The following is a 24594-nucleotide window of genomic DNA, read 5'->3' as shown; positions in this document are numbered from 1 at the left end:
AAAGCGGGGATAGATGCAGGAAAACAACGAAAATACGGATGAACTTTTGCTGGTGCTTTTGGATAAATGCGACCGTCAGTATCAGGAGATACAACGCCTGAAAAGCAAACTGAAAGACCGTACGGATGTAGATGCCCTGCAGAGCTCTTATGAACAAACCATCTCCCTTCAGAAGGAAAAGATACTTTCTCTGGAAAGCCAGGTAGCTTACCTGAACCGCCGTTTGTGGGGTAAGACCAGTGAACGCTTTATTAAGGAAGATCCCCGCCAACGTCGCATTGACTTTGAGGGGATGGATGTTCTGCCCGAAGAAAAGGAACTGGTAGAGAAAGCAGCCCAAGAGCTTGCCGCTTCCAAAGAACGACGCACGCGTGAGCGGGTAAAAGAAAAACCCGTCCGCAAACCCTTGCCGGAAGATCTACCCCGCAAAGAAGAACATGTTTACCCTGCAGTTGATAATCTGGACGATAATACCGTTTGGAGCGAATTGGACCCGGAGGTGACCGAAGTGTTGGAGTATGAACCGGGCAAGTGTTATGTTCGTCGGATTATCCGCCACAAATATGCGCTCAAAGATAAACAACAGGAAGTGGCAAGTCCAATCGTAACGGCTCCGCTTCCAGTTGCTTACCAACCTCTCTCACGCAGTTATGCCGGAGCTTCTCTTTTAGCGGAACTGTTGATCGGTAAATATGTGAATCATCTTCCTTTTTACCGGCAGATACAGATGCTCAAACAGATGGGGGTCAATCTTCCTCCTCCCACGGTCAACGGTTGGTTCCGAGACACCGCGGATTTACTCCGCCCCCTGTACTATCGGCTCAAAGAATTAGTCCTTGCTACCGATTATATACAGGTAGATGAAACCACGCTTCCCATCGTACAGGAAGAGAAGCATAAAACCATCAAGGGATACATCTGGATGGTGCGTTCTGTCATGGACTCACTCGTATTCTTTCATTACGATCAGGGTTCCAGGGCACAGAAAGTGGTATTGCCATTACTCAAAGACTTCCGGGGAGCTTTGCAAACGGACGGCTATGAAGTATACAAGGTCTACGAAGACAAGCAGGGTGTTCTTCCTCTTGGTTGTTGGGCGCATGCCAGACGGAAGTTTGAAGAGGCTTTGAAAGAAGATAAAACCAGAGCAGAATATGCCTTGGAGCAGATAGGTCTGCTCTATGAGGTGGAACGGGAAGCTGATTACCGGAATCTCACGTATGAAGAGCGGGCCCAAATGCGCGAACGTCTTGCGTATCCTATCTTGGTGGTCTTTGAGAAATGGTTGGTAAATGAATACCCTAAAGTCTTGCCCAAAGGTCGGATTGGGAAAGCGATCAAATACACTTACGGGATTTATCACCGTCTGACCCGTTATCATCTGGACGGCCGATATCGCATGGATAATAATCTGGCCGAAAACAGCATCCGTCCCCTGGCTTTGGGGCGAAAGAACTATCTCTTTTGTGGAAATCACGATGCGGCGGAAGATGCCGCAGTGCTGTACTCTCTACTGGGCTGTTGTAAAGCGGTTGATGCTAACTTCCGGGACTGGATGCTCTATGTATTGAGTCACATCCATGACTACGATACCGATTATACGAAAGATTTGGCAGAACTGTTACCACACAAGTGGATGCAAAAAAACTCCAAAGAAAAATCCAAGAAAATCTGAAACGACTCCGAATGTTTTCGTAGTTTTTGAAAGTTACTTCTCTATAACTGAAAATCGTTTGCTATCAATACGGGGGACACCGAATGCTTACGAACTAAGGTACAATTTTGAAAGCAAATCACAACCTTCACGGCTTGGTCCTTCATACGGTAGTCACTGTAATCAATGAACTAAGGTACAATTTTGAAAGCAAATCACAACAGTTGCCTCATCGTACTTGATTGGAGTGCACTGTAATCAATGAACTAAGGTACAATTTTGAAAGCAAATCACAACTTAGCCGCAAGGATATAATCATAACTTCGAACTGTAATCAATGAACTAAGGTACAATTTTGAAAGCAAATCACAACTGAATTTATAGGTTCAGATACTGTTCCGAAACTGTAATCAATGAACTAAGGTACAATTTTGAAAGCAAATCACAACCGTGAGCGCCTTTTCCAAGGAGGGTATACGCACTGTAATCAATGAACTAAGGTACAATTTTGAAAGCAAATCACAACTACTGTTAAAATATAACTGCTGTGTTCCTACTGTAATCAATGAACTAAGGTACAATTTTGAAAGCAAATCACAACGATACTCCAACCACTCCCTGAATACCGCTTACTGTAATCAATGAACTAAGGTACAATTTTGAAAGCAAATCACAACCACGCCCCCGTACCTTGCGATACGTCAATTACTGTAATCAATGAACTAAGGTACAATTTTGAAAGCAAATCACAACTTCTGACGCTATTAAAAAAGCGGAAGTTGACTGTAATCAATGAACTAAGGTACAATTTTGAAAGCAAATCACAACACCTATATGTAAATTTCCGAACCGCAGTTGACTGTAATCAATGAACTAAGGTACAATTTTGAAAGCAAATCACAACACCTATATGTAAATTTCCGAACCGCAGTTGACTGTAATCAATGAACTAAGGTACAATTTTGAAAGCAAATCACAACTGGTAAGTCACGGCTTCCCTAAACTACCCACTGTAATCAATGAACTAAGGTACAATTTTGAAAGCAAATCACAACGCATCCACTGTTTAGGTTACCACTGTTTCGTTAACATTCGGTGTGCTCCGTTTTGTTTACATTTGATTCTTTTATATAGTTGTTTGGGTGTAATTCTGGCTTTTCTTACGAGTAGTCTGTGTCATCGTTAGGGGTATGACTGCGCACGTATATCATTCAATACGGGAATTACATACTATTGATTGAAACTTTACCGTTTGATAATCCGGATGCTCCGGATTATTTACTCGATCAACGTCAAGCTCGATATTAGTTTATGTCTTAATTTTATGCTTCTAAGTCAATAAGTTTTCCTTCTTTGTTGTATGCCAGATCAACTCCATGTTCATCATCCCATTCGCAATCACAGTGTAAAATAAGTTGCATTTCATCTGTATTCCCAATTCGTTCCACGTACAGATCTTTTAAATATATGTAGTTCCAAATTTCACTTTCAACAGCTAAATGAGCAAGTGTATGATGCATCTCATTCTCTTCGTCCCAAACATCTGATATAAAGTTTATACAGTCTTGGTGGAGCAAATGGGTAAGTTCATCGATTCTGTCTTGATTGGTTTTTGCCAAAAAGATTTGTAACAAGCTATCAGCCTCTGCCATGAAATTAGCATCCAAAGCAGGGGTGTAATTGGCAAAAGTGATCGGAACATTCTGCTTATTCCAATAAGGAATTTCAACCGCTTTCAACGTCCACCAATCGTCAAACTCTCCTTTAGGTATAACTCCTAAAACTGCTGAGGTAATTTCTGTTTCTTTGCTCACCACCTTCTGTTTAACCTTGATTTCATCGCAAAGGCTTTTGAAGACTGTATCACGCTCTTCTTCTGTTTTTATACCGTAGAGAAGTTTGCGTCCCAGTTCATTTTTATTAGTTACTATGTCTCCAACCTCATCACTGGTTATCGTAATCTGGCTATACCCATCTCTTGGCTTTATGCTCAACTGGGTATACGTGTAGTGAGGCAAAAAGTAGCAACAATGGCCCGAAGGAAAATGATAAAGCAAACCATATCTAAACTCCGTTTCGGTGTCAGGTTCTCGTTGCAGCACGGGATGATACTTGCGGATAATCCAGAAGGATTCCTCTGCTTCATCCCACGCACAAAGAGGATAATTTTGTAGGAGCTGTTCTACTTCTTTCTTTTTGTTTGCCAGTATGTTAGATTCTGATCTTTCGATCTCCCAGCCGGTTAATGATGTGTACATTTGTCGTAATTTATTGGATGATTGTACGATGAGTTGCTTGTTGTTTTTGAAGTACAAGATGAACTCTTCAACTTTATGGTCGCAAAAATAAGTTTATTCTATCAGAAACCTTTGCTGTGTGGATAGAAAAAATAGTCAATATTGCTTTTCCGAAGGTAGCGAGTAAGGTTCAAACTGGTCAAAATCATTGGATGATCACTCTAATGGAAAATATGGATTATCGGAGAAATGCCGGGAGAGCAATGAAACGGATGAGAGATAGGGGTATGTAAAGAAGGTGTAGGTGAGTACACCTTCTGAAGGTTTTTTTAGTGAAATCTGTTTGTTACACAGACGCTCAAGTCTGCTTTTCCATTGATGGCTTCCACGAATGTTTTAAAGTGGGCCGTTTCGTTGTGTGTGTTGATGGCGTCTTGAGATTTCCATACTTCGATAAATGCGTAGGTCAGCGGGGTGTTTGATTTTCCTAATTCGTAATAAACACATCCTTCTTCCGCGCGGGAACCGGCTACTACTGCTGCAACAAGCGTTCCCTTTCGGAAGATAGTCCTTTGCCGGTTAATATGCGCAAAATAAGGGTAGAACATCGTGTGGTAAGTGGAATCCATGATATCTATGTCTGTTTATTTGACGAGATCGATTTTGGTCGTATTTTCAATTGTTGTCCGGCAAGTCGTTCCGTGATGAAAGATATTGTGATGGCCAGATTATCGCAGCCTTGCAGTAAACGCACCTCTGTGGAAATGCAGGAAAGAGACTATGGAATAAAAATACCATTGGAAAAAGTCTATCGAATGATGGATGTTTTGACAGATGCTCGTATAAAACAACTTCAACAGTTAAGCTGGAATCATTCCCGGTCACTTCTGACTAAAGAAGTCAAGATCATGTTTTATGATTGTACTGCCCCGTATTTTGAAAGTTTTACGGAGGATGAATTCCAAAGCTTCGGTTACAGTAAAGATCATAAATTCAATCAGGGATAAGTGTTATTGGCCTTGATGGTAACCGAATAGGGGTTTTCGGTCGGTTAGGACGTTTTCCCAGGAAATATGTATGAAGGTGACACTTGTCTGCAGATGAGGTATTGAGTCAAAATCACGGTCTCTGGCAAGTGGAAGAATCGTTCCGGCTGCAAACATGATTTACGTGTATGCCCTGTCTTTCACTGGTCATCTGATAGAATAAAAGCTCATTTAGCTATATGTTTTGCCGCCTTTTCTTTGATTCGCTTCCTTCAATATCGTATTCTAAAAGAAAAACAGGAAGGTTATTCGACCGACAGGATACGACAGGAACTTTTCCGTGTACAAGAAAGCATAGTTTGTCATACGACTACCGATGATCACTATGTGATACCCTCCAAACCCAGTACTGAAGCCAATTTAATCTATGAAACCATGCAGATGAAGCGACACACTGTGCCCTTTAAATTAGAGAGGAAGAAATAAATGTAGTGTCTAAGCGAAAATGAATATCGCTGAAAATCATGTATTTAAGAAAATTAACCTTCAAAGTCAGGTGTCTTGAAATATATGCGGTGACTATTTAAATAATTCAAAGAAATGAACTCAAGTCCGTTGACTCGATTTCCCCATAATGACTATCTAATTTTCAAAGAATTCAAAGAATAATTGTGTTTTTCAGTGGACACTAATGACTTAAAAATGGAAGAACTGCTTTACTTTATTATTTGGTAAAGCAGTTTTTTCCCTTTTTGATTTTTACGATGTAGTCTTATTCTATTAATGCGAAGCAGCACCAGAGAATAGGAGCTTGTCCATGATAGTCTCCTGCCTTTCTGGGGCGGTCGTAATAATACTGACGATCATTTTTCTTGTTTGTCCCAACACAAACTTCTGTAACATCTCCATTCTCATCTATATAAGGAATTAGTCCCATCCATGCGTCGCGTGCCACCTTAGAATATTCTTCCTTATTGAGCCAGCCCAATTTTACTCCTGTGATCATAGCATAAGCAAACATTGCTGTACCTGATGTTTCAGGCCAAAAAGTCGGCTCATCAATTAACTGATTCCACATCCCAGTAGGCATTTGATATTCTTTTAGGCTTTTCATCATTAGTAAATATCCCTTAAGAATACGTTCACGATCCGGGTTGTCTTCCGGTAAATAACGGAGCAGTTCTGTCATACCTGCTGCCATCCAACCGTTTCCGCGTGCCCAGTAAAAGGGGACATCCGGCGCATGATAAAATAATCCGTTTTGCATCTGTAATTCATCTAGATACATGACCATTTCACGAGCTGCACGATCGATATACTTTCTGTTACCTGTGACTTTGTATGCTTGGGATTGTATAATGGTAATCATAAACATATCATCGATCCATAAACGGGTTTGCCATGAAAATCCTTTGTTTTCCCAGTCTTTTTCTTCAATACTGCAACTGTCAGGCGCTTGCCATTGTGTGTCTGCATATTTTAAACCCAGATCAAGACAACGTTTGTCTCCATTTATTTGATATAGTTCAAGAGGAAGGCTGCCGAACATATTTAAATCCACGTGATTCATTGGGGGAAGATAGCCTTGTTCGGTAGAGAAAAAGGGTTCAAACTTATCTTGTAATTGCTCACTCAACTCTTTATTGTTACTGACGGTGGCAAACTTTAATGCTCCGTACCATGAGCATACTTGGGCATAATGAATCCATGTGTTTTTGTGGAGCATGTGTTCGCTTGTTACAAAATGCGCTCCTAATTTAGTCCCTATTTCCACAGGAGTATAACCTTCCGGGAAATTGGTGAGATCTGTACTTTCTTTTTGAGCACAGCTGTTTAATGCGATGAAAATTAGTAATGCTAAAATGAAAATCTTCTTCATATAGTTTAAATCTTTAATTAATAATATCCCGGATTTTGTTCCTCGGCATCAGTCCCTCTTGGATTAAGTCTATCGATGTGTTTTTGAGGAATCGGTCGAAGTTTATGATGTGTCTTATATGTCACAGAGGCATCGGGATTCCACTTCTTAATATATTCTTCTAGTTTCTCACAACGTACCAGATCATTCCAACGGCAGGTTTCTCCTAAAAGTTCACGACCTCTCTCATCTAGCATAAAGTCAATGAAATTCGCTTGTATATTGGATGTGCTTACTTCTATTTTTGAAAATGTATTGTTTGTATTTCCGGCCTCTCCACCTTCTTCACGCCAATATTGTGGGATTTTTTGTTCATTATCCTGCCAGGCAGCCCGTTTGCGAACAATGTTGATATAAGTAGCAGCAGTAGTGTAGTCTCCTTTTCTTCCTGCGGCTTCAGCTGCGATAAGATAGGTTTCTCCAAGGCGCATCTTTACCCATTCTCTACCTCCAGGCATATCGTTAATGGAAATACGCAGAGGGTCAAAATACTTCAATAAAGGAGGGTAGTTGCGGTTATTTTTTGCTACAATTTTTTTATCCCAAGCAAAATATTTATAGCGATAAGCTTCTGTTGATGGATTAATACTATAGTAAATAGCGGTATCTCCTATTTCTAAACCAGCTCCTTCTCTATTTGCATAGTAAGCCCATTTGAAACTTTTATAAAAGCGGGAATCATTTTTTCGATCAAATAATTCCAACATTGTTTTATTCGTTTGAAGGTGCCTTCTGTAAGGACGACCATTTTCAAGATCTCTTTTCATTCCAGGCTGGTCTTCATACCATGAGCCCCAGTATAGATGGAAAGAATTACCCTTATCACGATAGACAGGATCGGTTGTAAACTGAATTGAAAAAATAACCTCTTTATTCCCCTGATTATTAATATCCCATAAATCGGTGAAATTGCTTAATAAACTATATTGCCCGCTTTCAATAACCATTCTTGCATATTTTAATGCATTATCCATATCTGTCGGTTGCTGCCCGCGCTGATCATTAATTGCGCTCCCTCGTGTCAAAAAGACTTTAGCTAGTAGATGGGCTGCTGCATATCGGGCGGCTTTGCCTGTTTTAGCTGGTTTTTCCGGTAGATATGCTACTGCATACTCCAGGTCTTTAATAATCTGCGTATAAATATCAGAAACAGAGAAACGGGGGAAATCCGTCCTGACTTCAAAATAGACATCTAATACCAACGGGATACTTCCGAACTGCTGTACGAGTTCAAAATATAAAAAGCCACGAAGGAATGACATTTCAGCTATCGCTGATTGTTTCTGAACTTCAGTCATTGATGTAGACGCTTCGACTTGTTGAATTACTAAATTCGATGTGCTGATCGCCTTATAATGGTTTTCCCAGAACTCATATAAAACGGCAGCATCCGGATTTAGCTGGCTACCATATTTGTTGAATCCATCAGCATATTTGCCAGGATCTTCACCTTGAGTAAATAAGTCTGTTCCGTATTCTGTTATAACATTATAACGTTCTTCACCTGCTCCCCAGCGCAGGTAGCTATATGTTGCGGTTGCTGCTGATTCTACACCAGCCACTGTCCCATAGTAATCAGGAGTCAGGCGAGGTAGATCTTTTTCTTTCAAATAATCGTCGCAACTTGTAAGTCCGAAGCATATAGCCAAGCATACGACTGCAATCTTTTTTATTGTTGTATCTTTCATTGTCATCATGTTTTATTGATTAAAAGCTTAAATTAAGACCGACTAACCATGTTGAAGGAGTTGGGCGGGTATATCCTGCATAGGTACCATCTATATCCTTATTCTGACCTTCCGGATCAACACCACTAAAGCTTGTCCACATCCACGGGTTTTGAGCTTGAACGTATATGCGGCACTTTGAAAATGTCAGCTTTTTAGCAAGCTTGCCAGGTATGGTATAACCTAGGGTTACATCTCTTAGTCTAATGAAATCTGTTTTTTCATAATGTAATGTTTCGTAATATGGAAGGTAGTCAACTCCTTCGATAGGACGAGGAAAAGCGTTGGTTGGATTTGACGGAGTCCAGTAATCAACTTTTACGTTTCCATTTCTATGCGCTTGATTCAGATAGCTAATGTTGTTCTTAAGCATAGCTCCAAAATTACCAACAAAAAACACGCTGAAATCAAAGTCTTTATAACGGAAAGAATTGTTTAAACTGAGTATTGCTTTTGGCCTGGACTGACCTTGAATTACACGATCGTCAGAATTGATCTTATAGTCGCCATTATCCCACAAACGTATTGTTCCCGGATAAAAATTACTTCCGTTGGCGTTGAATTTTTCCATTTCCGCATGATCTTCCGGAGTATCTTGCCATATTCCTGTTTTTTTGTAATCATAGAAAACGTTAATAGCTTCGCCGATAAACCAGGCATTTCCGGGATCATCTTCTTTTCCGTTGTACAGTTCTACTATTTCTTCTTTATTTATGTAGGCTATGAAATCTGTGGACCAGCTAAAATTCTTTTTGCTGATATTAAGAGAACTTAGTGTGAACTCTATTCCTTTGTTACGGGTTTTCCCGACATTGGAACGAATTTGGTTAAAACCGGAAACAATCGGTAATTGTCTGTTAAGGAGTAATTGATTTGTATTCTGTAGATACACATCAATAGCTCCGTTTAATCTGTTCCCAAAGAATCCGAAATCTAGCCCTGCATTCCATTGTCCGGTAGTTTCCCATGTTAGCGTGTTGTTTGGCATTTTATCCGGACCATATCCGAATAGCTTTTCATCACCATAATTATAAGGTAATTGTTTTAGTGTTCCCTTTGTTTCGTAAGGATCAACCTCAGAGCTGGCAACAGTTCCATATCCCAAACGGAGTTTTAAATTACTGAGTGCTGAGAAGTCTCTCAAAAATGATTCTTCATTAATACGCCACCCTAAAGCTATGGCAGGGAAGGCAACCCATTGATGCCCTTCAGCCAAACGAGACGAACCATCATAACGAGCAGAAACAGTCATCAGGTAACGTCCTTTATACCCGTAATTTAAGCGAGCCATAAAAGAAGCCAGCTTCCATTGACTTTTTCCACTCTCTGTGCTTCCTGGTGTCGAGGCTGATCCTACATTGTAATAAAGTAGTTCGTCAGCAGGTACTCCTTCCACAGGAATATTATTATATTCTCTCAGATATTCCTGGATTGACTGTAGTAAGGTGATTCCGAATGTATGATCTTTAATAACTTTATCATAGAACAATAAATTTTCCCAAGTAAACATAAAGCGGTTGTCTGTTGCATTCTTTGCAGAATTCATTGAACTACCTCTTGCTTCTGCTGATTGGAAGTTGTAATCCTGTACGGCTCGTGAGTCCAACCCTAAGTTGGTACGAAAGCGTAGTCCGTCAATAGGAAGAGAAATTTCGGCAAAATAGCTGCCAATAAATCTGTTAACTTTTAAGGGATTTTCAACAGCACCGTCAGCTAGTCTGAGTAAAGGGTTTCGCCATTGGTCATCAGTTCCTGATACTTTTTCCAATAATTGACCGTCATCGTCATAAAATCGTCCCATAGGCATAACACGCCAGGAATTGAACAAAGTACTTCCTCTTTCTTGCAAAGAATGAGAAAACTGGTTATTTGCTCCCAGTTTGATATGTTTATTGATCTGATGCTCAAGATTCATACGTGTAGAATAACGTGAGAATGCTTCATCTTTGACAAGACCTTTATAATTATAATATCCTCCGCTAAAAGTGAAATTGGTTTTATCATTTCCTCCTCTTACGCTTATCTGATGATCAGTTGTCATTCCTGTACGTTTGGCGGCTTCCCACCACTTACTACCTGAACGAACCTTTGATGGGTCATAACTGCCACTCTCGTCATAGGCCATTCGAAGAGACTCTAATGTATAAGGATCATTTGAAAATGAACCTATTTTCTTGTCTTCTTCCCAACTTGGTGTTGCTGAATTATATTTTCCGGTTGAACGATAAGATTCGCGTACTGTTTCTGCATAAGAGGTACCATCCATATACTCCAGCTCATTAAGAACGCTTTGAAAACCCACGTATCCGTTATAATCAACTTGCGTTTTGCCTTCGCGACCTCTTTTGGTTGTAATCATAATAACTCCGTTGGAGCCTCTGGCGCCGTAGATCGCAGTTGCTGATGCGTCTTTAAGAATATCCATAGACTCGATATCAGCTGGGTTGATTTCGTTTAATCCGCCAACGATAGGAATACCATCTACAATATATAAAGGATCACTACTACCGCTTATTGAACGCTTTCCTCTGATTACTACAGAAGCATTTTCGCCCGGTTTTGTGGTGGAATTAGCTATGTAAACACCTGGCACCCGACCCTGAATTGCTTGTACAGCACTTGTTGCTGGTGTTGCTGCAATTTTTTCTGCCCCGATAGATGAAACAGAGCCTGTCAAGTCTTTCTTTTTTACTGTCCCATAGCCCACAACTACAATCTCTTCCAATCCTAATTGATCAGCTTGTAATATGATATTCAGATGTTGTTTGTCTTTTACTGTTACTTCTTGTGTTTGATAACCTATGTAAGAAATAATGAGTGTCGGGCTTAGTTGATTCGTTTTCAATGCAAATTTACCGTCAATATCAGTAATGGTTCCTGTTGAAGTCCCTTTTATTAGGATATTTACACCAATTAACAGCTCGTTGTTTTCATCCATAACCGTACCGGTTAGCATATTTGATTCTTGCTGTGGAACATGTATAGGCGCTATTGCCATTGCTTTAGCTTTGGCAACAGATACCTGACGATTGTTGATCTTATAATCCAGACTTGTGTTTGTGAAAAGGCTATTTAGAATGACGTCTAATGTTTGTTCTTCTACTTTTATATTAACCTTCTTATCTAAATCCTTCCGGATATTATCTGAAAAAAAGAAAATGTATTCGGAGTTACTTTCAATTACATCAAAAACCTCTTTTATGGATTGCCTATTGATATCGAGTGAAAGAAGTGTGTTTTGAGAATAAGTAAAAGAAAAGGCATTGCTTATTCCCATAAATAGGAGGATTATTGTAATTTTCAATGCGCGCAAAGTTTTTCGTAGATCGTTGTCACCCCACGATCTATCTCTATGATGATTTATTTTCATATATTTGTATTGATTTTATAAGTTAAAAGTGCAATATTTACTTTGAAATCTCATGCCGGATAATAGTCCAATATTATCCGGCATATTTGTTTTTTTAGGGTCCGTGTTTCATAGGCTTTTTCGATTTAAGATGTTAACAGTATATTATTTATTATGGGTTTCTATGTATTGAGATTCCTGTTTCTTCAATTTTGTAACTGATTGGGATTGTATTACTGATTGTTTCTAAAACCTCCTTTATATTGTCGAACAAAAATAACTTGCCATTGCATTTTAGCATAGCGCTGTTTTCTTCATAATGTATAGGGATATCATAATAGCGCGAAAGACGTTTTAAAATATTGGTTAGTGGTTCGCTGGTGAACTGTAGATAGCCATCTTTCCAACTGACGTAATTGTTCACATCAACCTCCTTGACAGAGATTTCACCCATTGATGCTGAGAGTATCTGATTAGGCAGCAAACTGGCTTTTTCAGAATCAACACTAATATTTACACATCCTTCCACCAATACCACAGCATGTTCAGCGTCTTCATTATAGGCGGATACATTAAATCTTGTTCCTACCACATCTATAATCATCCTACTCGTGCTTACATAGAAGGGGCGGGTCTTATCCTTGACTACATCGATGAAAATTTCTCCTTCAACCCGGATATCTCTTCTTTCTGAATTGAACTGTGTCGGAAACTGTAGCGTAGTTCCTGAATTGATCCAGACTTTTGTTCCATCGGCAAGTGTAAGGCTTGAACGCTTCCCTTTAGGAACAATCAGAGTATTATAAGATGCATCTTTCGTGGCTGTTTCTGATGTTTTTATTTGTTCATCTTCGGTACTAACCGTTATTTCTCCTTTTTCGCTATATTTAATATCCGCATCCTTTTGAAACGTAATTGTTTTATTATCAGCTAAGATCAGTTGGATGTCTTTTTCGTTGATTGCATGATTTATAACATGTGATAGCGTTTCCTCCTCTGAAGGAATAGTGCGATTTGTAAATGGGTTCAGTAAAAAAACTGTGAGGATGACACAAGCCGCAGTAAAAGCAGATAGATACATCCGGATACGTTTTTGCCTCTGTTTCTTGTCTATCTTTTTTTGTACTTGTATAAATATCTCCTGTTTCTCTTCAGTAGATAGTTTCTCTATATTCTTTTTATATAACCAATGATTTTGCATACTTCACTATAAATATTCATAAGACAGACGATTAAGATTTATTTTTGTTCCCATATTTTGAAAAAATAATTTATTACAGATAATTATTAAAGAGCTAAAATTCCAATCAGGTTGTTGTTAGTTTATTCTTAATAAAAAACCTTTTCCAATTCTGTGATTTTTTATCAATAAGCATATGAAAAAATGATAATGAAGAATGTTTATAAAAGATATAGGCAAGAAAATAAGTATAAAATGAGCCGTAGTTTTTCTAAATATGTTGTTTAAACCGTTTTGAGGGTCTCTTGTAGTTGTTTGTTTTATTCTGATAGATGTTATCTTTGTATGTGATACGAAAAAATATTGATGAGCACCGTGAATAGAGACTTTGACAAAAGAAACGTAATAGTTGAGGAAGATCAAGTACTATTGACCTCTTTTCTAAAAGGTGATAGTGATGCTTTTTCAATTATTTATAACAAATATATTGATGAGCTCTTTGCTTACGGTGTGGGATTTGGATTTGACCGTGAAACACTTAAAGACGCCATACAAGATGTTTTTGTTAAATTTTACATCAAGAAAAAACAATTGAAAGATATTGTAGAATTGAAATATTACCTGTTTCGTATGTTGAAAAATCATTTATTTGATATTCATAGATCAATCAAAAGAGAGGTGAAAGAAGAAATCACAGACCTGCCGTTTTTAATCGAACCTTCAATCTTGGATGAGTTAGTAGCTATAGAAGAAAAACTTGCTTTTGAATCGGAAATGGAAACGTTATTAGGAGTTCTGACAGATAGACAAAGAGAGGCTGTTTATTTGCGCTTTATCCAGGAAATGGGATATGAGGAAATAGGGGAATTGATGGAAATGACTGCTCCGGCTGTGAGAAAACTTGTTGGGAGAGCAATGAAACGGATGAGAGATAAAGGTATGTAAAGAAGGTGTAGATGAGTACACCTTCTGAAGGTTTTTTTAGTGTAATTTATTTGTTACACAGACGCTCAAGTCTGCTTTTCCATTGATGGCTTCCACGAATGTTTTAAAGTGGGCCGTTTCGTTGTGTGTGTTGATGGCGTCTTGAGATTTCCATACTTCGATAAATGCGTAGGTCAGCGGGGTGTTTGATTTTCCTAATTCGTAATAAACACATCCTTCTTCCGCGCGGGAACCGGCTACTACTGCTGCAGCGGCTTTCTCAAAGTCTGCAATATGGGCTTCGCTTTTTAGTGTTACTACTGCAACGATTCTTAGTGCTTCGCCGGGAAGCTCAACTGTTTTTTCTACAATAACCTGTGGCGTGGGATCCGGTGTTTGTGCCGGCTGTTGGTTGCATGAAGAAAACAGACTTATGCCTGCGAAGATTAATGTTGAGAGGAATGCTTGTTTCATTTTTAAACTGTTTTTTTGTTAAACTTTAGATTTAATATTCTTCCCAAAAGTATATTTTCCTGCTGAAATATTGAAGTTTTTAGACTTTTGTTTTTTTGAAATCCTTATCAATATATTCTGTTTTAAATATATTGATAAGCAAAAAGAACATCGATAAAAGCAGTGGTCCGAATATGACACCCCAAAATCCGAATAATGATAACCCCATAATTACCCCGAATACCGTAATAAGCGGATGCGTATCTGCTAATTTTTTCTGAAGTAAGAAGCGAATTACATTATCTATATTGGTCAGGATAATTAATGAGTAAATTAATAACCCGATAGCACCGAACCAATTGCCGGTCAGCGCGAAATAGATACACAAAGGAAACCAAACCAAGCCTGTACCAAGTAGTGGTATCAGTGTGGCAAAACTGGTAATAATCCCGAAAATAAGCGCGCTCGGTACACCGAAAATCAGATACCCGATAAATGCGATTATTCCCTGAATTACGGCAAGCAGTGGGATTCCTATCGCGTTAGAAAGTACCATCCTCTTGATTTCAACCATAACGTTAGCCTTGTTCGCATCATTGAACGGTAGAATTCCATATATATAAGCCTCTAATTTTCGTCCGTTGATTAACATAAAATAGAGAATGAAAATAAGCACTACCGAATTTACAATAATATGGCTGACCTGGCCAATCAGCAATTGCACCAGTTTGGTAGCATAGGTTGTAACGGTGCCCAGATTGTCGGTGCTTAACAGGTTATAGCCGGTTTTTTCCTGTACAAGATTTATGAACTGTTGTACAAAAGAAATTAGCGGAGCAATGTCCAGATCTACGTGTTTAGCTTTTCCTAAAAGCATCCAAACAATCAGAAACATGGGAACAAGAATGCAGAGTATCACCTCCGAAATGAGAATAAGAGCTGATACCGTACTGTTGACATTTTTCTTTTCAACAAGGTAAAACATCTGTCTCCTCAGTACTACATACATCGTGAATGCTCCGAGCAAACCGGTTAGAAACGGACGAAACTCGTTGAAGACAATAATCCCGATAAAAACGATTAAGATCATTAACGAATACTTCCAATAATTTTCTTTAGATGTTGCCATAGATAAAAAAATGAATGAATAGTCTTGAAAAACCTGTGTAAAAATAATTATTTAAGACAAACGATGATCAAAAAAACGGTTTTTTGAATAAATGCTACTTATATATAGGGTCTGTCCGGGTTAAAATACCTATTCCTTGCTATTGAATAACGGGATTTTGTCTGCTACATTTGTGGAAGCCCGTTCAATAAGAAATATTAAACGATTCAACAATCATGCTATGTATATGGTTCTTTGTACGGAGAATCCTTTACAGAAATAAAATAATTAAGTAATAATAAAAGAGAAGTACGTTTACGGAAATAAAGTATCTTTGATCTGTAAGCGTAAAAGGAGTAAGATATATTATGTATAAGAAAGGTAATTACCGGGAAACCGATAAAATGAGCGATTTGATATGTGACAACTATCCGATGTTGCTTGTTATGAGTCGTTTTGGAATAGCGCTTGGCTTTGGTGAAAAGAATATAGGAGAGGTGTGCAGAATGAATAATGTAGATACATGTACATTTCTTACTGTTGTCAACTTTTTGTCTGATACCGCTTTAGGTTCTGTGCCAACAGTCAGCGAATGTCTTTCACTTGAATCATTTATGACCTATTTGCATAATTCCCATGATTATTTTTTAAAATTCAGACTGCCCCAGATACGTGCGAAACTGCTCGAAGCGATAAGTAATTCTACAGATGATGTGACCTTTGTAATACGGCGTTTCTTTGATGAATATGCCGAAGAAGTAAATAAACACATGCTGTATGAAGAAAAAACCGTATTTCCGTATGTAAGGGCAATACTGAACGGAGAGACAAATCAGAAATACAATATTTCTATTTTTATGAAAAGGCATGATCAGATAGAACTGAAGATTGCTGAATTGAAAAATATATTAATAAAATATTACCCCGGAGCCTCTAATAATATGCTGAATAGTGTATTGTTTGATATCTTCTCAACAGAAGAAGACCTGGCGTCTCATAATCAGATTGAGGATTCACTTTTTATCCCGGCGATCTTGGAGCTTGAAAAAAAAGTTTTAAATAACAATGGCAAACATAAACCTTAAAATAATCATTGCAGAGCCCTCCGTAATTATACGAAGCGGTTTAGAACTTCTTTTAAAGCGGATAGCGGGATTCCGAATTCAAATAGTAGAAGTTAGTGGAGTTGAATCTCTGCCCGACGCCATGCGGACGAATAAGCCGGATGTGCTTATTATAAACCCGGCAATGATCGGAGGAGTTAATCTCTCGAATTTTAAGGAAGAATGTAGCTGCCTTTCAGTGAAATGCATAGCACTTGTTTATTCCGTATTTGAACATACCTGTTTACGCATGTTTGACGAGCAGATCAAAATCTTTGATAGTGCAGATGAGATCAGGCACAAATTGGAGCGATTGAATGCGGAAGAGGTTGTTTCAATGGAAGAGTCTGATGAGCAGCAAATGCTGAGTGCCAGAGAAAAAGAAATTGTTGTTTGTGTAGTAAAAGGTATGACAAACCGGGAGATTGCTACAAGTCTTTTTCTGTCTACACATACAGTTATTACACATCGGCGAAACATTGCCCGTAAACTCCAGATCCATAGTGCCAGCGGTCTGACAATTTACGCTATTGTAAATAAATTAGTGGAACTGAGCGATATTAAGTAAAAGTGAGAGAGAGCAACCTCCTCCTTTTCTGAAAAAAAGATCACCCCGTTTTTAAGGAAAACCTTAAGAGCGGGGTGATTTGTTTTTTAGATTCGAGGGGTTTTTATTTTGCTTCCCAACCTAATGCGCTTGCGCCTAATACTGCCGCGTCGCTTTCTTTTAGTTGTGAGAATAATAATTTTGTTTTTCCTTCGAATACTTTCAGCATATTTTTGTCCATTGCTGCCTTGATCGGGTTCATGATCAGGTCTCCTGCTTTGGTAAGTCCGCCGAACAGGATGATTGCTTCCGGGCTTGAGAAGGCTACGAAATCTGCGATAGCTTCACCAAGGATTGTACCGGTGGCTTCGAATATTTCAAGAGCGATCTTGTCTCCTTTGATGGCTGCGTCAAATACGTCTTTCGATGTAATTTCTTCAGAATTCAGTTCGCGTAACAAACTGTCTTCTTTGCGAATTTCAAGATATTCGCGAGCTGTACGTGCCACACCGGTTGCTGAAGCATAGGCTTCCAAACATCCGTGACGACCACAACCGCAAAGACGACCATTGTGACGACGCATGATTACGTGACCTAATTCGCCGGCAAAGCCATCGTGTCCGTATACTAAGTTGCCACCGATAACAATTCCGCTGCCAACTCCTGTACCAAGTGTGATCACGATAAAGTCTTTCATGCCGCGCGCAACGCCGTAAGTCATTTCGCCGATAGCCGCTGCGTTAGCATCGTTTGTTAATGAAACAGGAATTCCGCCTGTTGCTTCACTGATTAGCTGTGCCAATGGGATTTTCCCCTTCCAAGGAAGGTTCGGAGCAAATTCGATACAACCGTTAAAGTAGTTCCCGTTAGGGGCACCAACGCCAATTCCTTTGATTTTGTCATTACCTCCGGCTTGATCAATTACGAGCTTAAGACCTTTCGCTAATTCTGCTACATAGTCGTTTACATCCGCATGACTGCCGGTTTTAATTGAACCACTGTAAATAATAGTTCCTCTTGCGTCAACAACACCATACACCGAATTGGTACCACCTATATCAATACCAACTACATAAGGTTTATCCATGATTTTATATTTTAGATTAATAATGAGATTTTTTTCAGACCAACAAATATAAGCGTTTATGTATAAGTGACAATATGTAGAATGATAAAAAAGTAGAAAAGAATACTTTCAGCTATCTTATTACCGGTAAAATCTCAATCCAATAGTCGTCCGGATCATTAATAAAATATAGCCCCATGGACTCATTTTCAAAGCAAACACATCCCATTTCCTTATGATATTTGCGAATTTCATCGTAATCACCCTCAACGCGGTAACAAAGGTGACTTTCGTTCTCTCCCAGTTCGTATGCTTCTTTGTGGTCTCTTAGCCAAGTTAGCTCCAGCAGGAAACCTGTTGTTTCATCGGTGAGGTAAACTAAGGTGAATGATCCGTCTTTGGCTTCTTTTCTACGTGCCTCTTTCAGACCGAGCGCTTTGTCATAAAATTCGATACTCTTTGCCAGATCTGTAACGTTTATGTTAAAATGATCGAAATGTCCTTTTATTTTCATTGTTATATGTTTAAATAGTTATACTCTGTCCTTTTTGTCGTATTTGTATATATTCACAGTTTGCTGCTTTTGCATAGTTGCTAAACGGTGCTATCTTGTCGTAAGCTTCTCCAAAATGCATCGGGGCAATTTGTTTTACGGGAATGCGCGAGACAAATTGTATAGCTCCACGCATAAAGTCCGTCCCTAAACGCGGATCGATAGGAAACATTGCGAAGTCAATATTGTCTATGCCATTGGCAACATCGGTTAGTTCGCGTTCGTAAAAGGCCTCGGCTTCGTCTACTTCCTCTTTTGTAGACTCATCTTTCCAATGCCAGTTATTCAGGTCGCCGGCATGAAATATTTTCTTGCCTTCTATTTCTACGAAGAAAGAAACACCCACATCAGTAGACCCGAACGCCTTTACAGAAAGTAAGTCGTCCGTAAAGATTTCTCCTTTTTCCAGATAAATGGCGTCATTAGCTCCGGCTTTATGATTCTCAAGAATGTCTTTTGAGAAAATATAGGTTGTGTTTTTCTGCTGGGATCTCCATAGAAGAATATCCCGGTTGAAATGATCCGGATGAAAATGCGATGACAAAACGTATAAAGGTTTTTTATCTGCCAGAATTCTCGTGTGAATAATTCCAACGCCGGGTTTGTCGCCACTATCTTTGAAGTAGTCGAAAATCAGATTGCATTTCTCTGTTTCCAGCAAATAACAACTGTGATATATATAGGTAAGTAACATAAATTTTATCCTTTCTTTTTTTGTCAAACAAATATACGATTTTCCCGGAAGTTTAACCGGGAAAGCCTGTTGGTTTAATTCAATTTACCAGACTACTATATTTACTAACAAACAAACCGGTGGTGTAGGTTTACAGTCTGGTCATGTTTTTTCGGAAAACAAGTGTGTTCATTGTGTTAAAATGTTGTTTTTCCGTCTTTTTTTGTGTCAAGTTGAATATCCGGAATTGTATTCATGTGTTAATGATTCAGTCCGGAGATGAAATAAAAGTTAAATAAGACTCTTGATATCCTTTGTTTCCATCAAAATCGGTTGGGTCGTTTTTTTGTTTCCCCTGATAACTTGAGAAAAGCATTAGTATATATTTTTTTTAATATCCTTTATTCTCCGAAAAATATCCTTTATCTTTCGAAAGACATAGTAATGTTGTTTTTTTTGAGAAAGACATGCTTTGATAAGGCCGATAAAAGCGCTTCTGCCGGACTTATAGTTCAATTGGACGCCCGTTCCGTTTCCCGGGGGAAAATGGCTGAGATAGCTTGTTTTTTCGCCGGTGTTAAAATGATTTTAAATCAACTGTTTTCGTGTCATGTTGCGAAATTGAAAAAAACTGCCGGGCGTTTTCCCGTTGTATAAAGATTGTTATAATATGCCTTGTTTAGATAAAAAATGAAACAGGGTTTGCTGTGTGTCTTAAATGACTTTATCTTTGTATGAAATATATATTTTATACATGGGACGACGCTCAGATAAAAAAAATAATTATAAACCTCGTCAAGCCGGGGAACGCCGAATTTCAGTTAATGAGGAAGCTACTTTACTCCCTCTTCTTTACAATTCATTGGCGAAAGAACATAGTAAAACTGCTATTAAATCCCTCTTAAGTAAAGGGCAGGTATTGGTTAATGGTGAAGTTACCACGCAATTTGATGCGCCTCTTCATCCAAATGATCTTGTAACTATAACTTACGGTAGGGGGAAAGTGGTTTTTAATCATCCTATGCTTAAGTTAGTTTGGGAGGACGATTCGCTTATTGTGGTGAATAAAAAAAATGGATTGCTCTCGGTTGCTAATCAAAAAGTAAAGGAGAGAACGGCTTACCAATTGTTAAGCGATTATGTGAAGAAAACAGATTTGCGGAACAAAATTTTTATTTTACACCGATTGGAGCGGGAGGCTTCGGGACTGATGATCTTTGCTAAAAACAAAGGTGTGCAGGCACAGTTGCATACGAATTGGAACACGATGATGACCAACCGGAGTTTTGCTGCTGCTGTGGAAGGGCGTCCGGAAAAAGATACTGATCTGTTGATGTCTTTCGATTCAAACGGAGAAAAGTCTACTGTTTATATTACGTCTGCCGATAGTGGCACGGAGACGATCATGCGTTATAAACTCCTGAAAACAAATGATATCTATTCTTTGTTAGAACTTACGATGGAGTCCGGTCATAAAAATTTGATCCGCGAACGATTGGGGGCACTTGGCACACCGATAGCGGGTGATGAAAAATTTGGCGCGCAAACCAATCCCGTTGCTCGAATTGCATTGCATGCGCATAAATTGTTTTTTATTCATCCTGTCACTAATGAAGAGATGTGTTTTGAGTCACCTATACCTTCATCTTTCATTTCTCTCGTGAAAAAATAAAAGTAAAAAATCGTATGAAAAAGATACATTCAATCCTTTTGCTTCTGGTTTTTACCCTTAGTGTACAAGCGCAGATTTTTACTCCTGCAAAATGGGATATTCGTTTAGAGCAATCCGGAAGTCCGGAAAAAGAGGTTGTCTTTACAGTTGTGCTTGATAAGGGTTGGCATTTGTATGATATGAACCTGCCTGAAGGCGGACCGGTATCGACTTCATTTACCTTTGAAAAGTTAACCGGAGTGGAACTGGTGGGTACGCCCGTCGCTTCTGTTGCGCCAACTACGGTGTACGACGAGTTGTTCTCGATGAACCTCCGTTGGTATGCGGATAAGGTTAGTTTCAGACAAAAGATAAAAATTACGGATCCGGTTAAGTTTAAACTCAATGGTGAGGTGGAATTTATGGTTTGTAATGATGAGACCTGTCTTCCTCCGGACCGTGTGGAATTTAGCTTTGATAAACGCCATGTTTCGATAACAAATGATCAGTTAACGGCTGATAATTCTGCCGATGAAGCGGTGACGGATAGTGCGGATAATCAAGTGGAGGTAACCTCAACCGCAGGTGAACCTACCGTGATTCAAACTATCCCTATGACCAAAATAGAAGATCCGTCTCAAAAGGTAGTCTCGGCGGATGTGTTGTGGACTCCTGTGATTGATGAATTGAAGTCGTATGGTGATAAAGTTGTGTCCGCCCCTGATACTTCCTGGTTATTTATCTTTTTTGCCGGATTTCTGGGTGGGTTGATCGCTTTACTAACGCCTTGTGTTTGGCCGATGATACCGATGACGGTAAGTTTCTTCTTAAAACGCACCAAAAACCGCAAAAAGGCGATTCGTGATGCTGTGACGTATGGCTTGTCTATTATCGTGATCTACTTAGTCATGGGCTTGTTGATTACCGGTATATTTGGCGCCAGCGCACTGAATGACCTTTCTACAAATGCGATTTTTAATATTTTATTCTGTCTGTTATTGGTTGTTTTCGCGATTTCGTTTTTCGGCGCGTTCGAAATGGTACTTCCGGCTTCGTGGACGAACAAATTGGACAGCAAAGCCGATTCTACAACGGGTATTCTGAGTATATTCTTCATGTCGTTTACACTTGTGCTGGTGTCGTTCTCGTGTACAGGACCTATCATCGGTACTTTGCTTGTACAGGCCGCGTCGATGGGTAGTGCTGTTGGTCCGGCAATCGGTATGTTCGGATTCGCTTTAGCGTTGTCTATCCCGTTCTCTTTCTTCGCGATTTTCCCGAATATGTTGCAAAATATGCCAAAGTCCGGTGGCTGGTTGAATTCAGTAAAAGTAGTTCTTGGATTCCTTGAACTGGCCCTTGCGCTGAAGTTCCTTTCAGTGGCAGACTTGGCTTATGGCTGGCGTATTCTTGACCGTGAAGTCTTCCTGGTGTTATGGATCGTTATATTTGCGATGTTGGGCTTCTACCTGTTGGGTAAAATCCGGTTTAGTCATGATAGCGAATTAAAGCATGTATCTGTACCTCGCTTGTTTATGGCGATTGTTTCGTTGTCATTTGCCGTTTATATGGTTCCCGGTTTGTGGGGTGCTCCGCTAAAAGCGATCAGCGCCTTTGCTCCACCGTTATATACGCAAGATTTTAATTTATATGATGATGAGGTTCATGCCAACTTCGATGATTATGAAGCGGGAATGGCCTATGCCAAACGGTTAAACAAGCCTGTTATGATTGATTTTTCAGGGTATGGCTGTGTGAATTGCCGGAAAATGGAAGCATCTGTATGGACGGATCCGAAGGTGAAGGGAATTATCGAGAATGATTACGTGTTGATCACACTCATGGTCGATGATAAAACAAAACTACCGGAAGTAATCGAGATCGAAGAGCATGGTAAAACCCGTAAATTGAAAACAATCGGTGATAAATGGAGTTATCTGCAAAGAAGTAAATTCGGAGCTAATGCCCAACCTTTCTATGTTTTATTGGATGCGGATGGAAAACCGCTGACCTCTTCGTATGCCTATGATGAAGATGTGGACAAATACATTAAATTCCTGCAGGAAGGTTTGATAAATTTTAAAAACAAATGAGTAGCAGAGAAGAACAGATGGCTGCCTTCGGGCAGCTGTTGGATATTATGGATGAGCTGAGGGAAAAATGCCCTTGGGACAAGAAGCAGACCAATGAGAGTTTAAGAACAAATACGATAGAAGAAACGTATGAATTGTGTGATGCCATCATGCGCAATGATGATGTAGGGATAAAGAAAGAGCTTGGCGACTTGTTGCTTCATGTGGTGTTTTATGCTAAGATTGGCGCTGAAAAAGAAGCATTCGACATTAAGGACGTTTGCGACAGTCTGTGTCAAAAATTAATCTACCGTCATCCGCATGTGTTTGGTGAAGCCGTAGCCGAAACCAGCAAAAAAGTAGAACAAAGCTGGGAGGAATTAAAACTGAAAGAAAGAGGAGGAAACAAAACAGTGCTTGAAGGAGTACCAGCTTCACTTCCCTCATTAGTAAAAGCACATCGGATTCAGGATAAAGCCCGCAATGTAGGGTTTGATTGGGAGGAACGCGAACAGGTATGGGATAAAGTGCACGAAGAATTCTCGGAGCTAAAAGCCGAAATCAATAAAATGGATAACGATTTCATGGAAGCTGAATTCGGAGATCTTTTCTTCAGTTTGATCAACGCTGCCCGTTTATATAAAATCAATCCGGACAATGCGCTTGAGCGGACAAACCAAAAGTTTATACGTCGCTTTAATTACCTGGAGGAGCATACATTGAAAGAAGGTCGCTCTTTAAAATCCATGTCTTTAAACGAGATGGATGAAGTATGGAATGAAGCGAAATCCAAAGGCCTATAAAAAACAAAAGGGGAGCCGACATCACGTCGTCACCCCTCCCTTAACTTAAACGCCAAAACTAAATCTAAACAAAAAACACAAATAATGATATTGTAAATACTATCTATTTATGTATTATCTTTTATTACCCGAACCTTTCATAAACTCACGAGCGAATCTATATTCAGCCGTGTTTAATTTATAAAGCTTTTCAGGCGAGAGTATCTTTTTGAATTTACCATAATACTCTTTATCTAATTCTGCTTCTTTCAGCTTCACTTCCACACATTCATCCACCGCTTTCGTGTAATCGGCCGAAGTTGCGCTTTTGTTCTTTCTGACTTCCCGGGAAAGCTCTCTGCATTTTTGTCCAACCTCAAATCTTTTGCCTTGGAACTCATTATAAAGAGGAATGAATTTTGCGGCTTCTTCTGAAGTAAGACCAATTTCTGCTACCAGATAAGCATTTCTTTTTTCAATAAATACTTTTCTGTCAAATTGACGTCCCTGTTGTTTCTCATGGGCGGATACTGTTCCGGAAAATAAGAAAGCGAACGAGGCAAATGTAATAATAAATATTTTATACATACAAATGAATTTACAAAAATATT

The 24594-nt window shown here is 39.2% G+C and carries 21 protein-coding genes and 1 CRISPR repeat array; of the genes, 9 read left to right on the top strand and 12 right to left on the bottom strand.

All coding sequences use genetic code 11. The features are described 5' to 3' along the window. The first annotated feature begins 13 nt into the window (after positions 1 to 13). A complete protein-coding gene (tnpC, locus tag B9Y81_RS00950) occupies positions 14 to 1675 on the top strand; it encodes an IS66 family transposase (RefSeq protein WP_085535130.1) in 1662 nt (553 codons plus the stop codon). Between the two features lie 155 nt (positions 1676 to 1830). Then, positions 1831 to 2709: direct repeats of the CRISPR family, unit length 46 nt; unit sequence ACTGTAATCAATGAACTAAGGTACAATTTTGAAAGCAAATCACAAC. 267 nt (positions 2710 to 2976) lie between these two features. Here the strand turns inward: tnpC and B9Y81_RS00945 are convergent. Next, positions 2977 to 3912, bottom strand: a complete 936-nt coding sequence (locus tag B9Y81_RS00945; protein ID WP_085535129.1) for a DUF6985 domain-containing protein — start codon at positions 3910 to 3912, stop codon at positions 2977 to 2979. Between the two features lie 308 nt (positions 3913 to 4220). Further along, a complete protein-coding gene (locus B9Y81_RS00940; RefSeq protein ID WP_085535128.1) occupies positions 4221 to 4520 on the bottom strand; it encodes a putative quinol monooxygenase in 300 nt (99 codons plus the stop codon). Here B9Y81_RS00940 and B9Y81_RS00935 point away from each other — a divergent pair. Continuing rightward, positions 4503 to 4898, top strand: a complete 396-nt coding sequence (locus tag B9Y81_RS00935) for a hypothetical protein (protein ID WP_139822871.1) — start codon at positions 4503 to 4505, stop codon at positions 4896 to 4898. The two genes, B9Y81_RS00940 and B9Y81_RS00935, sit on opposite strands and share 18 nt — an antisense overlap. A 751-nt stretch (positions 4899 to 5649) precedes the next feature. Here B9Y81_RS00935 and B9Y81_RS00930 read toward each other — a convergent pair. The 4 genes from B9Y81_RS00930 to B9Y81_RS00915 form a co-directional block, all read right to left on the bottom strand. Next, positions 5650 to 6756, bottom strand: coding sequence for a glycoside hydrolase family 88/105 protein (locus B9Y81_RS00930; RefSeq protein ID WP_085535126.1), 1107 nt, complete (start codon positions 6754 to 6756; stop codon positions 5650 to 5652). A 17-nt stretch (positions 6757 to 6773) separates the two neighbouring features. After that, entirely contained in the window at positions 6774 to 8483 is a 1710-nt protein-coding gene (locus tag B9Y81_RS00925) for a RagB/SusD family nutrient uptake outer membrane protein (RefSeq protein ID WP_085535489.1), read from the bottom strand. A 19-nt stretch (positions 8484 to 8502) separates the two neighbouring features. Continuing rightward, positions 8503 to 11892 carry a SusC/RagA family TonB-linked outer membrane protein gene (locus B9Y81_RS00920; RefSeq protein ID WP_085535125.1) on the bottom strand — a complete coding sequence of 1130 codons (3390 nt, stop codon included), beginning with the start codon at positions 11890 to 11892 and terminating at the stop codon, positions 8503 to 8505. 151 nt (positions 11893 to 12043) lie between these two features. Then, positions 12044 to 13072: a FecR family protein gene (locus B9Y81_RS00915; protein ID WP_085535124.1), complete on the bottom strand. Its 1029-nt coding sequence runs from the start codon at positions 13070 to 13072 to the stop codon at positions 12044 to 12046. Between the two features lie 354 nt (positions 13073 to 13426). Here B9Y81_RS00915 and B9Y81_RS00910 point away from each other — a divergent pair, with 354 nt between their 5' ends. Then, positions 13427 to 13996 carry an RNA polymerase sigma factor gene (locus B9Y81_RS00910; RefSeq protein WP_245832375.1) on the top strand — a complete coding sequence of 190 codons (570 nt, stop codon included), beginning with the start codon at positions 13427 to 13429 and terminating at the stop codon, positions 13994 to 13996. A 36-nt stretch (positions 13997 to 14032) separates the two neighbouring features. On the opposite strand, the gene B9Y81_RS00905 is transcribed toward B9Y81_RS00910, so the two are convergent. Beyond that, positions 14033 to 14449 (bottom strand): putative quinol monooxygenase, encoded by a 417-nt coding sequence (locus tag B9Y81_RS00905; protein ID WP_085535122.1) that lies wholly within the window; start codon positions 14447 to 14449, stop codon positions 14033 to 14035. A gap of 79 nt (positions 14450 to 14528) precedes the next feature. After that, positions 14529 to 15557, bottom strand: a complete 1029-nt coding sequence (locus tag B9Y81_RS00900) for an AI-2E family transporter (RefSeq protein WP_085535121.1) — start codon at positions 15555 to 15557, stop codon at positions 14529 to 14531. Positions 15558 to 15904: 347 nt separating this feature from the next. Between B9Y81_RS00900 and B9Y81_RS00895 the strand changes: the two genes are divergently transcribed. Both B9Y81_RS00895 and B9Y81_RS00890 read left to right on the top strand, forming a co-directional pair. Further along, the gene (locus tag B9Y81_RS00895; RefSeq protein WP_085535120.1) at positions 15905 to 16621 is read left to right on the top strand and encodes a hemerythrin domain-containing protein; all 717 of its coding nucleotides are present in this window, start codon (positions 15905 to 15907) and stop codon (positions 16619 to 16621) included. Continuing rightward, entirely contained in the window at positions 16602 to 17207 is a 606-nt protein-coding gene (locus B9Y81_RS00890) for a response regulator transcription factor (protein WP_085535119.1), read from the top strand. The genes B9Y81_RS00895 and B9Y81_RS00890 overlap by 20 nt, the downstream gene beginning before the upstream one ends. Positions 17208 to 17310: 103 nt before the next feature. Here B9Y81_RS00890 and B9Y81_RS00885 read toward each other — a convergent pair whose 3' ends face one another. The 3 genes from B9Y81_RS00885 to B9Y81_RS00875 all read right to left on the bottom strand — a co-directional run bounded on the left by B9Y81_RS00885 (position 17311) and on the right by B9Y81_RS00875 (position 19499). Beyond that, positions 17311 to 18273 carry an ROK family protein gene (locus B9Y81_RS00885; RefSeq protein ID WP_085535118.1) on the bottom strand — a complete coding sequence of 321 codons (963 nt, stop codon included), beginning with the start codon at positions 18271 to 18273 and terminating at the stop codon, positions 17311 to 17313. Positions 18274 to 18385: 112 nt separating this feature from the next. Then, entirely contained in the window at positions 18386 to 18766 is a 381-nt protein-coding gene (locus B9Y81_RS00880) for a VOC family protein (protein WP_085535117.1), read from the bottom strand. 10 nt (positions 18767 to 18776) lie between these two features. Further along, the gene (locus tag B9Y81_RS00875) at positions 18777 to 19499 is read right to left on the bottom strand and encodes an MBL fold metallo-hydrolase (protein ID WP_085535116.1); all 723 of its coding nucleotides are present in this window, start codon (positions 19497 to 19499) and stop codon (positions 18777 to 18779) included. 435 nt (positions 19500 to 19934) lie between these two features. On the opposite strand from B9Y81_RS00875, the gene B9Y81_RS00870 reads away from it, so the two are divergent. The 4 genes from B9Y81_RS00870 to mazG all read left to right on the top strand — a co-directional run bounded on the left by B9Y81_RS00870 (position 19935) and on the right by mazG (position 24004). Then, on the top strand, positions 19935 to 20135 hold the full coding sequence (locus tag B9Y81_RS00870; RefSeq protein WP_139822870.1) for a hypothetical protein: 201 nt from the start codon (positions 19935 to 19937) through the stop codon (positions 20133 to 20135). 97 nt (positions 20136 to 20232) lie between these two features. After that, positions 20233 to 21150: an RluA family pseudouridine synthase gene (locus B9Y81_RS00865; RefSeq protein ID WP_085535488.1), complete on the top strand. Its 918-nt coding sequence runs from the start codon at positions 20233 to 20235 to the stop codon at positions 21148 to 21150. Between the two features lie 14 nt (positions 21151 to 21164). Continuing rightward, positions 21165 to 23222 carry a protein-disulfide reductase DsbD family protein gene (locus B9Y81_RS00860; RefSeq protein ID WP_085535114.1) on the top strand — a complete coding sequence of 686 codons (2058 nt, stop codon included), beginning with the start codon at positions 21165 to 21167 and terminating at the stop codon, positions 23220 to 23222. After that, a complete protein-coding gene (gene mazG / locus B9Y81_RS00855; protein WP_085535113.1) occupies positions 23219 to 24004 on the top strand; it encodes a nucleoside triphosphate pyrophosphohydrolase in 786 nt (261 codons plus the stop codon). Before B9Y81_RS00860 ends, mazG begins: the two co-directional genes overlap by 4 nt. Positions 24005 to 24118: 114 nt before the next feature. Here mazG and B9Y81_RS00850 read toward each other — a convergent pair whose 3' ends face one another. Next, positions 24119 to 24571 (bottom strand): hypothetical protein, encoded by a 453-nt coding sequence (locus B9Y81_RS00850; RefSeq protein ID WP_085535487.1) that lies wholly within the window; start codon positions 24569 to 24571, stop codon positions 24119 to 24121. Positions 24572 to 24594 lie beyond the last annotated feature (23 nt).

It is taken from the genome of Massilibacteroides vaginae, assembly GCF_900178525.1.
GTDB lineage: Bacteria > Bacteroidota > Bacteroidia > Bacteroidales > Tannerellaceae > Massilibacteroides > Massilibacteroides vaginae.
The sequence above is the reverse complement of the archived record's forward strand: the minus strand, read 5'-3'. Positions and strand labels throughout refer to the sequence as shown.